The following is a 15,876-nucleotide window of genomic DNA, read 5'->3' on the forward strand; positions in this document are numbered from 1 at the left end:
TTAGTCGTCCTCCCTCAGCCATTTTGCAGCGTCCAGTGCGTGGTATGTGATGATTATGTCCGCGCCCGCGCGCTTTATAGCCGTCATGTTTTCCATTACTATCCGCTTTTCGTCTATCCAGCCCAGCTTTGCCGCCGCCTTTACCATCGAAAATTCGCCGCTTACGTTGTAAGCCGCCAGCGGCAGGTCTGTCATGTCGCGCGCCTCGCGCAGTATGTCGAGGTAGGGCAGTGCGGGCTTTACCATCACCATGTCTGCCCCCTCTTCGATGTCGTCAGCTATCTCGCGCAGTGCTTCGCGGCGGTTGGCGGGATCCATCTGGTAGGTCTTTCTGTCGCCGAATGAGGGCGCTGAGTCTGCCGCGTCGCGGAAAGGCGAGTAGTAGCCAGACGCAAACTTCGCGCTGTACGACATTATCGGCACGTCGATATATCCATTCTCGTCAAGCGCCGCGCGTATCGCCGCCACTCTTCCGTCCATCATGTCTGAGGGCGCAATGATGTCCGCCCCCGCTTTTGCCATGCTTACAGCCATCTTGCTCAGCAAAGGCAGCGTTTCGTCGTTGAGTATCTTTTCGCCGCAGATAACTCCGCAGTGTCCGTGGTTAGTGTATTCGCAAAGGCAAACGTCGGCGATCACTATCAGCTCGGGATAATTTTTCTTGATGTACCGTATCGCCTGCTGGGTAACGCCCTCGTCGCAGTACGCTTCGGTCGCAAATTCGTCCTTGTGCTTCGGTACGCCGAATATCAGCAGTCCCGCTATCCCGCTCTCCGCTATCTGCGGCAGTATCTCCTCCAGCCTGTCGATAGAGTAGCGGTAGACCGTCGGCATAGATTCTACCGGCGCGGTCAAGCCCTCGCCCTCCTCGACGAAAATCGGGTATATCATGTCCGCCGCGCTCAGCCGCGTTTCGCGTACCATTTTTCTCATTGCGGGCGTAGCCCTCAGCCTTCTGAATCTTCGCATTTTACTTCCTCCAAGATCTTTTCGATTATTCCGTCAGCCGTGCTTTCGCGCGGTATCGCGATGTTTTTTACTCCATGCCGTTTCAGCTCCGCCGCGGTCACTTCGCCTATCGCAATGGCTTTCGCACCGCCTAGCGTGCCGTTTCCGCTAAAGAAATTCCGCGCGCCGCCCGCGCTCGTAAATACCGCAAAGTCTGCCGAAACAGCTGTTCCGCCGCCGTAAATCGGCTCGTAGATGTTTACGTCGTCAAATTTTATACCTTTATAAATAAGCGGCGCTGTAAGCTCGGGCGAGCCGTCGCTAGAGCGCATTATCAGCAGTTTTTCGCCGTCCGTCAGCCGCTCCGCGAGCGTTTTGCCCAGCTCCGCCGCCGTGAATTTTTCGGGAACTATGTCGGCGTAAAGCCCCGCTTCCGCCAGCCGCTTAGCCGTGCCGCTGCCGATAGCCGCGAGCTTTATCCCGCTCAGCCGCCGTATATCTATTCGCTTTTCGCGCAGTTTTTTGATGAATACCTCCGCGCCGTTCGGGCTTGAAAGCGCTATCGCCGAGTAGCTTTCCAGTTCTGCGAACGCCCTGTCTATCTCGCCGCCGAAAAGCTCGCGCGTGTCGAAATCCGCCGCTCTGAATGCATATGCGCCGAGGTCGGTGAACGCGCCGATAAGCCGTGTGGAAAGCGCAGGTGTCGCCGTTATCGCGATGCTCTTCCCGTAAAGCGGCGGCGCGCTCTCAGCCGAAAAGTCAAAAGCCGCTGTTTCGCCGACTACGATCACAGCGGGCGCTTTCATCTCTAAACGCTCGCTCTCCGTCGCGATGTCTTTCAGCATAGCCCTTGCCACACGCGACCTTGCCGTCGCACCGCTCGATATTACCGCCGCGGGCGTTTTGCCGCTCATGCCGTTCTCGGTCAGCCGCCGCGCTATCTCGGGCAGATGTTTCAGCCCCATCAGAAATACCAGCGTGCCGCCGCATTTCGCGTAGCTTTCAAAATTCTCGGGCAGCAGATCGTCTGCCGTGTGCCCCGTTATTACATGAAAACTCCGCGCCATTCCGCGGTGTGTAACGGGTATCCCCGCAAGGTCGGGCACTGCCACGCACGATGTCACCCCCGGCACAACGCTGTACGCTATCCCCGCTGCCCTCAGCGCCAGTATCTCCTCGCCGCCGCGCCCGAAAACGAATGGGTCGCCGCCTTTCAGCCGCGCTACGTTTCGCCCCTCGCTCGCCTTGCGCACCAGCAGTTCGTTGATCTCCTCCTGCTTGCTCGAGTGCCGCCCCGCACGCTTGCCGACGCATATCTTCTCCGCCCCCTCGCGGCAGTTGTCCAGCAGGCGCTCGTCTATCAGCGCGTCGTATATCACGGTGTCGCACCTCTCTAGTGCACGCTTTCCGCGCAGTGTTATGAGGTCGTAGTCGCCGCAGCCTGCGCCGATAAGCGTTACTTTGCCATTCATAGCTTCTCCGTCAGCTCCTTTGCAAGTGTGTATCTTTCGCCGATGCCGCTCTCGCCGCGCACTTTTCCGCCGCGCCCGTCTGAGATGATGCCGCTTATCGCGCCGCCGCGCACCTCGCTGAATACTCCTATCGGCGAAGTGCAGTCAGCGCCCAAAAGCCGTATAACTTCGCGCTCGAATTCAAAACAGCGCATGGTCCTCTCGTCTGAAATTATCGCTAGCACTTCCGCCGCCCTGCTGTTCGCCTTGCATTCCGCCGCGATGATCCCTTGACACGGCGCGGGCACAAATTCGTAGCTGTCCAAATATTCGTACTTGTAACCGCTCATATCCAACCCCAGTCGTTCAATTCCCGCCGCGCATAATATTATCGCGTCGTACTCGCCCGCCGTCAGCTTTTTCAGCCGCGTGTCAACGTTTCCGCGTATGTCGGCAAACCGCGCGTTCGGGTACACCTCGCGCAGATTAGCCCGCCGCCTGCCGCTTCCCGTGCCGACGGTGAAGATTTCGTCCCGCGCAAATTTCCTGCCCGCGCTTATCAGCATATCTCGCTGGTCGCCTCGCGGCAGTACGCCGCCTATCTCCAGTTCCGCTCCAAGCTCCAGCGGCAGGTCTTTCGCGCTGTGCACCGCTATGTCTATCTCGCCGCTTTGCAGCGCCGCCTCTATCTCCGCAACGAATACGCCTTTGCCGCCTATCTTCTCGAGCGGCTTGTCGAGTATCCTGTCGCCGCGCGTGGTAAACGGCACTATCTCTGCCTCCGCGCCCGCCTGCTCTAGCGCCGCTTTCACCATTTCCGTCTGCGCCATCGCGAGCGCGCTCCGCCGCGTACCTATTTTAAATGTCATCTTCTGTCCTCTTTGTTTCACAAGATTTTTCAAGCTTCGCAAGGCTCGGCAGATCGCCTTCGCTGCTCATGCAGATCTCCAGCGCCGCGCTCATAACGTCCCTGCGCTGCTTTTCCGTCGGAAAATTCGTCTTTACAAATTCTCTCAGCTCGCCCATCAGCGCGCATATCTCCGCCGTCCGTTCGGTGATCTTTTCCTCTAAGCGCCTGCGTATCTCCGCCGCCAGCGTAGGGCAGTTGCCCGCCGTCGATATGCCTATGGATACCTCGCCGCGCTGTACCAGTGCAGGGAAGTAGAAAGAGCAGTTTTCGGGGCTGTCTACCGCGTTGCATAGCAGCCCGCGCTCACGGCAAAGTGCCGAGATGCGCTCGTTCAGCCGCTCGCCGCCCGCCGCCGCTATTACGAACGCTGCGCCGTCAAGGTCGTTCTCGCAAAACTCCCTCTCGCGTATCTCTATCCCGCCGATACCGCGTATCTCTGGCAAGATCTCGGGCGCGACGACCGTTATCCGCGGATTGAAAGGCATCAGCTTTTCGATCTTCCTCAGCGCGACTTTTCCAGCGCCGACTACTAAACAGCGCGAATTTTCTATGTTCACAAAAAACGGGAAATATGGCATATTTCAGTCCTCTTGATATGTTTTTACTGTTTCGACGACCTGCGCGAAAGCCTCGCTCGTCAGCCGCGAGCGCAGACGGTAGAAAAATTCCTCCGCCCCCGCCGCTTTCAGTTTCGGCGCTATCTCTTTGAACTGCGGCATAAGGTCGTGCATGGCGAGCTGCTTTTTCAGCTCGTCCATATCCTGCGCTATCATCTCTTTCGAGCGCTCTACGCTGCCGCGTTTCAGCTCGTTGTTCTCGGCGGCGAGTTTTGCAAAATGGTCTATCGTGATAAGCTCCGCACCGCGTATCTCCACCGCTTCGGGGTCTATGTCGCGCGGCACGGCGAGGTCTATCAGCAGCCGCTTTCGCCAGTCGCCGCATACTTCGCCCAGCCTGTCCGCCGTGATGGTAAAGTGCGGGCCGGCTGTCGCCGAGATGATGCACCCGCTCTTAGCTGCATATTCGTACCTCTCGTCATATGGCACTACTTTCATGCGCGGGTCGCCCGCCGCTATGCCGAAGTCTGCGCCGTGCTTTCTTTCGGTGACGTACACCCTTACGTTTTTGTACGAGATAAGATTTTTCAGCAGGCTTCCGCCGATCTTTCCGCTTGCGCCTATCAGCGTCACGCTTATCTCCTCGCCGCCGTAAAATCTTGCCGCTTTCTTAGCCGCCAGCGTCGCCGTCGATACCGATGTTTTTGAGATCTCGGTCTGTGTTTTTATCCGCTTAGCCGCCGCTGCCGCCGCCTGAAATATCATGTGCGCTTCGGGGCAAAGCTCCAGCCGCTCTTTTGAGAAAGCGTAGGCGCTCTTTACCTGCCCCAGTATCTCGTCTTCGCCGACAACCATCGAGTCTATGCCGCTGCAAACGTTAAAAAGGTGCTTCGCCGCACCCTCTCCGCTGAATATCATCACCTTTTGTTTCAGCTGCTCGCGCGGTATGCCGCCCGCTTCGCTCAGCAGTTCTATGCCGCTTTCAGTCCCGCCAAAAAAGTAAAGCTCGGTGCGGTTGCAGGTGCATACCAGTACGGGACTGCTTTCCCGCACGGAAAAAAGCAGCTTTTCACGCTCACTCTCGCCGAATGTGAAAAGGCTGCGAAAGGCTTCGTCGCAAAGCCTGTGGTTTATGCTCACGCAAGTGAAATTTTCCAAAAAGCTCACCGCCGTTTAGTTTTCAAAAATATTTTCGTAATCCTGCTGCGTAAATCTGTGGTAGGTTATCCCGCCAAGGTCGTTCGCAAGGCAGTATTTGTAAGCGTCCGGCTCGCCGTCGGGAAAATACGCCAGTACGTCAAATTCGTCGTCGTCCATATCTTCCAGTACGGTATTATCGCTGTACTTTTTGAATATAGCCTTAGCCTTTTCCATAGTGCAGCCCTCTTTCACCGCGGCTATGAACTCGGTGAGGAAAGCGCTCGCCTCGGTGTTCTCGTGTATCGCGCGCACGCTCTCGGCAGATACCACAACGCCTATCTTGTCCTCGAAAACGTTGCAGCTAAGACCGCTCAACACGCCGCTCTTGAAGGCCGAGATAGCCGCCGTCATCTCGCTCATGCTGAGGTCAGCGCCCGTCAGCAGGTTTAGCGACTCCAGCGGGTAGAAAAGCGTCACGGGGTTCGGCGTAAAGCCCAGCTTCAGCTGCGATTCTTTTATAGTGTCAACTATGTTTTTCTCAAGCGCTTTGAGGTTCGGTTTGCTGTTCATATATATCACTCCTGTTACATCATTTCATATATTTCATACTATCTATATATAATATCACAAATAAACATAGTTGTCAATCGCTTACCGCATAAACTTGTTTCATGCGTTTCATAAATTTAGCACACTAAATCATTAACATTTTATTCATCAAATGCCGTTGCAATATACTATATTTTGCAATATAATGTTCTGTATATTGCAAATTGGGCGCTGAAATGCCCGTATTTCTTATGAAAAGAGTGGAACTATGAATAATTACTGCATGACTCTGCCGAGTTACACTATCGGCGAGAGGGCTTACGAAGATATTTACCGCTTTTGCTCGCCTTTCGGCAAGACCGCTGTCATGATAGGCGGCAGAACTGCGCTTTCCGTTGCTTCCGAAAAGATAATCGCAAACTGCGGCGGTATAAGCGTTTCTGCTAAGATATGGTACGGCGGTGAGTCCAGCTACGAAAATGTCGAGATACTCAGCGGCGTTGACGAAGTGAAGTCGGCTGATATGATCTTCGCGGTCGGCGGCGGCAAGGCGCTCGATACCTGCAAGTGCCTTTCCGATAAGCTCGGCAAGCCCGTGTTTACTTTCCCGACGGTCGCTTCAAACTGCGCCTGCTGTACCGCCGTCGCGATAATGTACCGCCCCGACGGCAGCTTTATAGAGCCGTATTTCTTCGAAAACGCCCCCGTGCACGCTTTTATCGACACTGATATTATGTGCGAAGCGCCAGAAAAATATCTATGGGCTGGTATGGGCGATACTTACGCTAAATATTACGAATCGCAGATCTCGGCGCGCGGCGAAGAGCCCGAGCATTTCAAGGCGCTGGGGCTTGCGATGTCCTCTATGTGCAGCGAGCCGATATTCGCTCACGGCGTTTCCGCTTTCAGCGCGAACAAGTGCCATGTAAATTCTGAGGATTTTAAAGAAACCGTCCTTGCGATAGCCGTTTCCACGGGCTTAGTTTCCATAATGCTCACCCGCGACCATACGCCCGATTACAACAGCGGTCTGGCGCACGCGGTGTTCTACGAGCTGACGACCATCGGCATAGAGGAAGAGCACCTGCACGGCGAGGTGGTAGCTTTCGGCACGCTCATCTGCCTGCTGTATGACGGTCAGGTGGACGAATATATGCGCGTCCGCGAATTTAACGAGCGTGTTGGTCTGCCCACAGCCGTCAGCGACCTCGGTCTAGAGCCTGCGCAGCTCGACTCCCTCGCTGAGATGATAGCGGGTATGTCCGACGTTCGTCATTACCCCTACCCGATCGACCCCGAAAAGCTCAGAAGCGTTTTCGCAATGCTCTGATCTATATAATCTACAGTAATTTTTGATAGGAGAAATCTTCAATGAAAAAAGGTATTTTGAAAAAGGCTGCCGCGATAATTATCGCCGCGGCTATCGGCATGGCCTCCGTTTCCTGCGGAAAAGGTTCTGATAAGGACACCGTTTACGTTGTAATGATGGTTGAAAACGGCGCTTTCGTTGATATGAAAGACGGCTTTATTCAAGAGCTTCGCGATAAGGGCTACTCTGAGGATAAGCTGGATATAGTTTACAAATGCGCTCAGGGCGACGCCACTAACCTTAATACGATAGTGCAGGAGGCTGTAAACGCCGAGCCTAAGGCGATTGCTACCATCGGCACACCCGCTTCGCAGGCGGTAGTCGGTATGAACAGCGATGTTCCGAACTTCTTCATCTCTGTTAGCGACCCCGTAAGCGCGGGTCTTATCAGCGATATGAATAAAGCCCCCGATAAGAACGCTACCGGTACTTCAAACTATATCCCGATAAACGATATTTTCGAGTTTGCCGATAAGCTCACCCCCGGCATACAGACCTACGGCATACTTTATAATACCGGCGAGGTAAACGCCGTGACCACCGCTCAGAACGCTATGAAGTACCTCGATGAAAAGGGCATAAAGTACGTTGAAAAGACCGTTACCTCCGCAGGCGAGGTTCAGACCGCGGCAGAGTCGCTCGCTGGCAGCGTAGACGCTATCTTCGTTCCGAACGATTCTATTATCCAGTCGGCAATGCCGATAGTTTCGCAGGTAGCGCGCGATAATAAGATACCTGTTTACGGCTCCAGCGCTGTAATGGTAAACAGCGGTGCTTTCGCTACTAAGGCTATCAGCGATAAGAAGATAGGTGCTATCACCGCCGATAAGTTCATAGATTACCTTGAGGGCAAGGCTATAAAGGACATCAAGGCTGAGGTAGTAGACGCCGACGATATTGTCGTAAATTCCGACGCGGCGGCGGCTATCGGCGTTACCATTCCCGACGATGTCAAGAACGAAGCGACTATCGTAAAGGATTCTAACGGCTAAGGAGTATCTGCACATGAGCTTTATTTTCGGAACGCTCCAGCTCGGGCTTATCTACGGTCTGCTGGCTGTGGGCATCTATATCTCTTTCCGCGTGCTCAATATCCCTGACCTTACCGCCGAGGGCTCGTTTACTTTCGGGCTTGCGGTATCATCAGTAATGGCGGCGGGCGGTCACTCGTGGCTGGGCATACTCTGCGCGGCGCTCGCGGGCGCGGCGGCGGGCGCTGTAACGGCGCTTCTCCAGACCCGCCTAAAGATCCACCCCGTCCTCGCGGGAATACTCACCATGAGCGGGCTTTACTCGATAAATATGTACGTCATGGGCGAGCGCGCGAACGTTACCCTCATCGGCTGCGACACTATTTTCACATGGTTCGCGGGACTTTTTCCTTCGGCGGATAAAAATGTGCTGAAACTTATCATCGCTGCCGCGGCGGCTGTTATCGGCGCGGCTCTCGCAATACTTTTCTTCCGCACACATCTGGGTCTTTGCGTTCGTGCGGCGGGCGATAACGAAACTATGGTGCGCGCTTCCTCGATAAACGTTGACCGCGTGAAGCTTATAGCCCTCGCCGTTTCAAACGCTTACATCGCGCTCTGCGGCGGAATAATCGCGCAGTATCAGTCATTTGCGGATATAAACTCGGGCGTGGGCATACTGGTAGTAGGTCTGGCTTCCGTGATAATCGGCGAAGTCATCGTTGGCAGGAGGGGAGTCACCGCGGGCGTTATCTCGGCAGTGGCAGGCTCGCTGGCGTACCGCATAATAATAGCGCTTGCTACCCGCTACACCCTTCTGCCCGCGTATATGCTCAAGCTCATCTCGGCGGTGATAGTAGCGGCGGCGCTCTCAGTGCCCGCGATAAAGCAGTCTATCTCGCTGTACAAGACTAAGAGAGGCGGTGTGTGAATGCTTAAAATAGAATCAGCCGTAAAGACGTTCTTTAAGGGTACGCCTAACGAGCATACCGCGCTCGACCACGTTTCCCTCTCGCTCGAGAACGGCGAATTCGTAACGCTGGTAGGCTCGAACGGCGCGGGAAAATCTACCCTCTTCAACGCGATATGCGGCAGCTTTATGCTCGACGGCGGCGCTGTTATGCTCGATGGCAAGGATATTACTTATCAGCCCGATTACCGCCGAGCCGCCGATATAGGCAGAGTTTTCCAAGACCCCATGAAAGGCACAGCGCCGAATCTCACTATCGAGGAAAACTTAGCACTTGCCTATTCGCGCAAAAAGAAGCACGCTTTCTCGCTTGCGGTGAATAAGCGCGATATTGCCTACTTCCGCGAACGCTTAGCCGCTATGGATATGGGGCTTGAGGACAGAATGAAAACAAAAGTCGGTCTGCTTTCTGGCGGTCAGCGGCAGGTGGTAACGCTGCTGATGTGTACGCTCAATATGCCGAAGCTTCTGCTTCTCGACGAGCATACCGCCGCTCTCGACCCGCAGACCAGCGATAAGATAATGAAGATCACCAACGATATAGTTAAGGAAAATAACCTTACAACGATGATGATAACGCATAATCTTAACGCAGCCCTGCGCACGGGTACGCGCACGGTGATGATGGATTCGGGTAAGGTGATCCTAGACATCAGCGGCAGCGAGCGCGATGGTATGACGCTCAATGACCTGCTTGAAATGTACTCGCAGAAGTCTGATAAGCAGTTCGATAATGACAGAATGCTGCTTACAAAAGACCGCAGTGAATAATTTTGCAATCTAAAAACGGCATAACTTGCTTCGGCGCAGGCTATGCCGTTTGCTGCGTTAATTGTTTGTTTATAAAATAGTTACAAAAACACGCAAACTTTTTTAGCATAGTTTTAGTCTTTAATATTAGAACTATCTGCATTTTTATTATACAAATTCTGTAATATAAATGGGGATATAAGAAATTAAAAGGGGTTTTTTGCAAATGTCGCAGGAAAATATGACGGTATTGGATAGTGAAAAGGAAGAAAAAGTAACCGAAAGCGAAAAGATGATTGAGTGCCTAAAAAGCGGGGACGACGAAGCTTTCGGCAAATTTTACGAGAGCTATAAAGCGCCGCTTTACGATTTTCTTTCAAAACGGACTAAGCACACTCAGTACATAGAGGATATAATCTCGGAAACTTTCATGGCTGCCGTGAAAAATATCGACTCGCTGAGGGACGCGCAGAAATTCGAGCAGTGGCTAAAAGCGATCGCTGTCAACGAGATGTACGCCTATATCAAAAAGGAAAACAAACATTCCGAAAACAGAATGTCGGGCGATTACAGCGAGATAGCTGAGGTAGTGGACGATGAAACTATAATGCTGCCCGAGGATTTCAGCGCCGATGAGGAGAAAAAGCAGCTTGTAGCCGACGCGGTCAATTCGCTCAGCGAAACTCAGCGCGAAGCTATATACTGCTACTACTATATGGGTATGTCGATCTCTGAGATAGCGCAGACTACCGGCGTTTCGGAAAACACGGTAAAGTCGCGTATGCTTCTCGCAAAAAAGTATCTGAAAAGACGGCTGGAGAAGCTCAGAAAGCAGGGCTATGTGTTCTCCGCTTTCCCGATCTCCGTGCTCTTTGTCGAGCTTGGCGATATGGTGAATGTCAGCTTTCTTACCACGGCTTCGGTGGCTTCGCCCTCTTCGGCAGGCTTTATCGGCGGGATATCGGTGGTAGGCGTTAGCGCGGCGGTGCTGATAGGCGTTACGCTGCTTTCAAATTTAAGCGATGATCTCGATATAGATAACACCCGCGGCGATAAAAAGCCTACCGACCATAGCTCGAGCACCGACACCATGCCCGACCTTACCGACTCTATGGTGATAAATACTTCAAACAGCAGCTACCTTCTCTCGATGACCGATACCAGCAGCGATATTGCCGTTACCGCGCTGAACAGTTCGGCAAGCAGCGGAGCGGGCGCTAACACCAATACCAACAACAATAACAACACTAACAATAATACAAATAACAACGGCGATCAAACTGACTATAACGATAATAACAGTGATAGTGATACTGCCTCAAATGATGATTGGGATGTAATACCTATAGTAAACGAAAATGGCGAGCAGGTGCCAAAAAGATATTTTAGCCCTGATAAGCTAAGACCATTTTCATTTTTTTATGTTATTTATGATGTCAGATATAAAGATGGAAAGCTTGCTGTAAAGTATTCATTTGAGCCGTTTAAGTCAGGTCAAACTATTTATCTCGAACATAGCTTTAGCTTTTGTATATATGACTCTGGTTCTGATCCGGAGCATAGGATCTATCAAACACCGTATTCGACCACTTACGATGTAGATGGCTATAATACAGCACTGGCTATGTTTACTGTGCCATCGTCTATGTCTGTTGAAGAAGCCGCAAATCATCTTACATTCTTGGGCACGTCCGAGTATTACAGCGGTGATGATTACGGCTACTACCAAAAACAAGGCGATTGTATTTATCCTTCTTATATTAAAGTGCCTTTAGACGGCAATTTTGTTGCAAATGAAAAACTGAGCTTTTTCCCCGTATATGGTGTATGGACGAAAGAGATCAGCTCTGATTCCACCGGATACAGTAGAGCAAGACCGGTATTCTCTAATTATGCGTCTGAAATAAAAATTGTTACGCTTGATAACTGCAAATATTTGCACTTTACTGATGGAGTTTTGTATAATACTTCTGAACATGATACCGAAGATCCAAACCGTAAAGCTATCATATGGGCTCCCGAAAACTTTAACGTCGATTCTCTTTCGCTCGAAGATAATGTAACGGTGTTCGAGAAGTATGCTCTCGACAGACTGCATTCTACTGATCTTAACGTCGGAAGAAATGTTATGCTCTTGGAATATTTGCCCGATAATTTTCAGAATATCACGGTTAAACTGGGCTCAAATGAAGACGGCAAATATTTTGATGTTAACGAGCATAGTGATTATAATGAACTATGTATAGAAACTCTCCGCATTCATAACATGAACGAGTTAAAGACATTGACTATAACATCTGATGTCGGAAATCTTTGCAATTTACAGATACAGGATTGTAAAAACCTTGAAACTATCACAATAGATAAAGATGTTGAGATGTATCAATATGGCTTTTTCCCTATTATGAGAAATTGTGATAACCTTGTTTTTCGTGTCTACAGAGATTCAAGTGCAGCAAAAGTGCTGGAAGAGTGGGCATCAGGACTCGACCTCAAATACGAATACATCGACTAACATCTATCTTTTAAACCGCCTTTTGGTATAACACCCTAAAGGCGGTTTTTTTATTCGCAAAATCGCAGAAACTTAATAAACTATTTACAAGTTAATCAAAACTTTTTGCGCTTTTTCTCCCTCTATATATGTAGAACGGTTTTTAATAATCCGTTAAATTTACATGATATGGCAATAAATTGTAGGAGGAAAAATTATGAAGAAAATCATTGCAAGTGTAGTGGCTGTAACTATCGCGTTCGGCGGACTGGCTCTGCTTGCGGCGGAAAGCGGGCTTTCATTCTCCGCGGCTATTTCGGCTAGCGCGGACGAATCTACCGCGGCTGATTTCAATTACACCGTGCTCTCTGACGGCACTCTCAAGATCACGAAGTATAAGGGCAAGGCTAGTAACGTAGTTATCCCCGAAACTATCGACGGCAAAAAGGTGACCGTCATCGGTACGCGCGCTTTCTACGATTATACGAGAAAAAACAGCCTTACTATCCCCTCAACTCTGAAAACTATCGAGGGTGATGGCTTTCATTACTTCTCGTTCGACAGCGTATTTATCGGCAGTCTGAAACAGTGGTGCGAGCTTGGTAATAACCCCGAGTGCGGCACTATCTTTATAAACGATGTCAAGCTGACAGGCGCGGTAACTATCCCGAACGGAACTGAATACATAGGCGACAGCGCTTTTAATAACAGAGGTGAGATCACCAGCGTTTCTATACCCGACAGCGTTACCAGCATCGGCTATCATGCTTTTGCGAAATGCGGCAACCTGACGAGCGTGAAAATGTCCAACAAGGTGCAGACGATAGGCGAGGGCGCATTCAGCAACTGCGAGAAGCTCACCGCTATAACGCTTCCGAATACGCTTACTGATATGGGGAGGGACGCATTTCTCAATTGCTATAAGCTTGAAAAAGCCAACATTCCCTCAAAAGTTAAGGTGCTCAAAGCGAGTACGTTTGAGAGCTGCGGTTCTCTTAAAAACGTTACACTTTCCGAGGGTCTTACCGATATAGAGAAAGAGGCGTTTTACAGCTGCTACTCTCTGAGCAGCATAAAGTTCCCGAGCACCCTTAAAACTATCGGTTACCACTCTTTTTACCGCACAAGCTTAACAAGAGCAGAACTCCCCAGCGGTCTTACTACTATCGGACAAGAAGCGTTCTATATGTGCGGTTCGCTACAGAGCGTATTCGTTCCCAAGAGCGTTGATTCTATCGGTATGTGGGCATTTAGTGCCGGATCAGATGATTCTAAGCTTTTCTATGAAGGCTCGGAAGCTTCGTGGATAAAGATAGGCGGCAGTAAGGCTTTTCCCGATGGCTGTGAATTTAATGTAGTTTACAATTACGACCCCAACCACAAGCACAGCTACACCACTAAGATAACTAAGCAGGCTACCTGCACCGCCGCCGGCGAAAAGGTTCTCACCTGCTCCATCTGCGGCGACAGCTATACTCAAACTATCCCCGCTAAGGGCCACAGCTACGGCGCAGGCAAGGTCACTAAACAGCCTACCTGCACGGCTACAGGCACAAGAGAATACACCTGCTCCTCCTGCGGAAGCAAAAAGACCGAAACTATAAAGGCTAAGGGTCATAGCTATAAGACCAGCGTGGTAGCGCCTACATATGAAGCGCAGGGCTATACTCTGCACAAGTGCTCTTCCTGCGGCAACAGCTACAAGGATAACTACACGGCTAAAAAGACCGTAGGCAAGGCTGCGGGCAACGGCTTTACCTGCACCGCAACTTCTGTAAACTTCGGCTGGAACAAGGTCGCGAACGCAAGCGGTTATAAGATCTACGCTTACAATACCTCTACCAAAAAGTGGAAGCTCGTTACTACCGTTTCCGCCAATACCTTTACATACAAGCAGAGCGGATTAAAGTCTGGCACTACTTACAAGTATAAGGTCAAGGCTTTCGTTAAGGAAAACGGCAAGAAATACTACGGCGAAAGCTCTGACACCATCGTTACCACCACCAAGCCCGCCAAGGTGACTATCAAGTCCGCTTCCGTATCAAAGACCGCTGTAAAGCTCAAGTGGGGCGCAGTAAACGGCGCTAACGGCTACCGCGTGTACAGATACGATTCCGCTTCCAAGAAGTGGGTCACCGTATCTACCGTAAAGAATGGCAAGACTGCTTCTTATAAGGAAAGCAAGCTGAAGTCAGGCACATCGTACAAGTACAAGGTAAAGGCGTACCGCAAAGTAGGCGGCAATACCTACTGGGGAACAGCCAGCGCAGTAAAGACCTACAAGACCAAGTAATTAGAATGGAGAAAAGATCATGAGTAAAAGAACAACAGCATTTATAGCAGCTGCCATAATGGCATTATCCCTCGCGGCTTGCGGCGAAACCTCGGGCGAGAGCAAATCCGACAAATCGGCAGTAAATTCCACTGCTGAAACCACCGCCGCCGCCGATAACGCAGAAGAGGACTCCGCCGCCGAAACGACTACAACAACTACCACCGCTGAAAGCGCGGCAGAAAGCGCGGAAACTTCGTCGGCTGAGGAAGCGACAAGTGTTGCAGGCATGAGCATGACTTTGCCCGAGATCGACACTTTCTTTTCGGATATTGACGGAAAAACTTTAGATGAATTAAAAGCATACATGGACGAGAAATTTCCTAACACACAATACGAAGAAAGCATCAACGCATACATGATTGGCGGCGAACAGGTGGATAATTATTATTGGCATTTTCCCGAAGGCTTGGACATCGAAGGGGAAAAATTCGATTACATTGGAGTATCTTATTTAAGTAATAAACTAGACAATGCTTCGTTCGCCAAACAAGAAGGCAACGAGATCAATAAGGCCATCGGAAAGCCTGACAGTGAGTATAATTTAGAGAACAAGGCTAGAGAGTATGGGTATGAACAGATCTTTGATAATGATATTCAACAATTCTATCGTCAGATGAACTGCGGGCGCGTATTTATCGATACATTGAATGAAACTGGCACGCTCAGTATCACTCACTCTTATTATCAGCAGGAGATAGATAGCAATGAATAAAAGAACAACAGCATTTATAGCCGCCGCAGTAATGGCACTATCCCTCGCGGCTTGCGGCGAAACATCGGGCGAGAGCAAGTCTGACAAATCGGCAGTTTATTCCACTGCTGAAACCACCGCCGCTAACGATAACGCCGAAGCAAATACCAATGACGAGGAGGACTCCGCCGCCGAAACTACTACAACAACCGCCGCCGAATCTAGCGCGGCAGAAAGCGCTGAAACTTCGTCGGCTGAGGAAGCGACAAGCGTTGCAGGCATGAGCATGACTTTGCCCGAGATCGACACTTTCTTTTCGGATATTGACGGAAAGACATTAGATGAAGTAAAAGCCGCCGTTGAAAGCAAATTCCAAGTCGGCGAGTGCGAAGAGAAAATCGACGCATTCAGACTGCCCGACGGAACAGACTTGACCGCGATACAGGTCGATATGTATACTTGGAATTTCTCCTCGGGCTTTAATATCGAAGACGTATCGTTCGACAGCCTTGGCGTAAGCGTGGCAAACGGCGCGGTATACAGCTTTTCGTTCTACAAAAGTGATGCCAGCTTTTCTGACGAGTCAAGCTTGCAGAAAAAAGCTGATTCATACGGATATGAAAAAACATCGAATGGATATTCTGAATACTATATCATGAACTGCGGTGAGGTGACTATCGAAAGATATACCGATGATACGTTGATCGTCAGCCGCGATTATCAGTAAACATATACAAAAAG

Annotated in this window: 14 protein-coding genes; 8 read left to right on the forward strand and 6 right to left on the reverse strand. The window is 50.7% G+C overall.

Features of this window, described 5'->3' with window-relative positions; all coding sequences use genetic code 11:
• The 6 genes from hemB to LI114_RS03580 are packed head-to-tail and all read right to left on the reverse strand — an operon-like array spanning nucleotide 1 to nucleotide 5,576.
• Nucleotides 1–969 (reverse strand): porphobilinogen synthase, encoded by a 969-nt coding sequence (gene hemB / locus LI114_RS03555; protein WP_227219381.1) that lies wholly within the window; start codon nucleotides 967–969, stop codon nucleotides 1–3.
• Nucleotides 948–2,420 (reverse strand): uroporphyrinogen-III C-methyltransferase, encoded by a 1,473-nt coding sequence (cobA, locus tag LI114_RS03560; protein WP_227219383.1) that lies wholly within the window; start codon nucleotides 2,418–2,420, stop codon nucleotides 948–950. Before cobA ends, hemB begins: the two co-directional genes overlap by 22 nt.
• Complete coding sequence (gene hemC / locus LI114_RS03565) at nucleotides 2,417–3,268, reverse strand: hydroxymethylbilane synthase (protein WP_227219385.1); 852 nt, start codon at nucleotides 3,266–3,268, stop codon at nucleotides 2,417–2,419. The genes cobA and hemC overlap by 4 nt, the downstream gene beginning before the upstream one ends.
• Nucleotides 3,258–3,887, reverse strand: a complete 630-nt coding sequence (locus LI114_RS03570; RefSeq protein ID WP_227219387.1) for a bifunctional precorrin-2 dehydrogenase/sirohydrochlorin ferrochelatase — start codon at nucleotides 3,885–3,887, stop codon at nucleotides 3,258–3,260. Before LI114_RS03570 ends, hemC begins: the two co-directional genes overlap by 11 nt.
• 3 nt (nucleotides 3,888–3,890) lie before the next feature.
• Nucleotides 3,891–5,024, reverse strand: a complete 1,134-nt coding sequence (locus LI114_RS03575; protein WP_227219389.1) for a glutamyl-tRNA reductase — start codon at nucleotides 5,022–5,024, stop codon at nucleotides 3,891–3,893.
• Nucleotides 5,025–5,039: 15 nt separating this feature from the next.
• Nucleotides 5,040–5,576 carry a DUF3877 family protein gene (locus LI114_RS03580; RefSeq protein WP_227219391.1) on the reverse strand — a complete coding sequence of 179 codons (537 nt, stop codon included), beginning with the start codon at nucleotides 5,574–5,576 and terminating at the stop codon, nucleotides 5,040–5,042.
• 247 nt (nucleotides 5,577–5,823) lie between these two features.
• On the opposite strand from LI114_RS03580, the gene LI114_RS03585 reads away from it, so the two are divergent.
• From LI114_RS03585 to LI114_RS03620, 8 genes are all read left to right on the forward strand, one after another.
• Nucleotides 5,824–6,885 carry an iron-containing alcohol dehydrogenase family protein gene (locus LI114_RS03585; protein ID WP_227219393.1) on the forward strand — a complete coding sequence of 354 codons (1,062 nt, stop codon included), beginning with the start codon at nucleotides 5,824–5,826 and terminating at the stop codon, nucleotides 6,883–6,885.
• Nucleotides 6,886–6,926: 41 nt separating this feature from the next.
• A complete protein-coding gene (locus LI114_RS03590; RefSeq protein ID WP_227219395.1) occupies nucleotides 6,927–7,916 on the forward strand; it encodes an ABC transporter substrate-binding protein in 990 nt (329 codons plus the stop codon).
• Nucleotides 7,917–7,929: 13 nt separating this feature from the next.
• Nucleotides 7,930–8,826, forward strand: a complete 897-nt coding sequence (locus LI114_RS03595; RefSeq protein ID WP_227219397.1) for an ABC transporter permease — start codon at nucleotides 7,930–7,932, stop codon at nucleotides 8,824–8,826.
• Nucleotides 8,827–9,636 carry an ABC transporter ATP-binding protein gene (locus tag LI114_RS03600; protein ID WP_227219399.1) on the forward strand — a complete coding sequence of 270 codons (810 nt, stop codon included), beginning with the start codon at nucleotides 8,827–8,829 and terminating at the stop codon, nucleotides 9,634–9,636.
• A gap of 205 nt (nucleotides 9,637–9,841) precedes the next feature.
• The gene (locus tag LI114_RS03605; RefSeq protein WP_227219401.1) at nucleotides 9,842–12,130 is read left to right on the forward strand and encodes an RNA polymerase sigma factor; all 2,289 of its coding nucleotides are present in this window, start codon (nucleotides 9,842–9,844) and stop codon (nucleotides 12,128–12,130) included.
• Between the two features lie 196 nt (nucleotides 12,131–12,326).
• Nucleotides 12,327–14,402, forward strand: coding sequence for a fibronectin type III domain-containing protein (locus tag LI114_RS03610; RefSeq protein ID WP_227219403.1), 2,076 nt, complete (start codon nucleotides 12,327–12,329; stop codon nucleotides 14,400–14,402).
• A 19-nt stretch (nucleotides 14,403–14,421) separates the two neighbouring features.
• Complete coding sequence (locus LI114_RS03615) at nucleotides 14,422–15,156, forward strand: hypothetical protein (RefSeq protein ID WP_227219406.1); 735 nt, start codon at nucleotides 14,422–14,424, stop codon at nucleotides 15,154–15,156.
• Complete coding sequence (locus LI114_RS03620) at nucleotides 15,149–15,862, forward strand: hypothetical protein (RefSeq protein WP_227219408.1); 714 nt, start codon at nucleotides 15,149–15,151, stop codon at nucleotides 15,860–15,862. Before LI114_RS03615 ends, LI114_RS03620 begins: the two co-directional genes overlap by 8 nt.
• The last annotated feature ends 14 nt before the right edge of the window (nucleotides 15,863–15,876 follow it).

This window comes from Ruminococcus sp. 210702-SL.1.03, assembly GCF_020559915.1.
Classification (GTDB): domain Bacteria; phylum Bacillota; class Clostridia; order Oscillospirales; family Ruminococcaceae; genus YE71.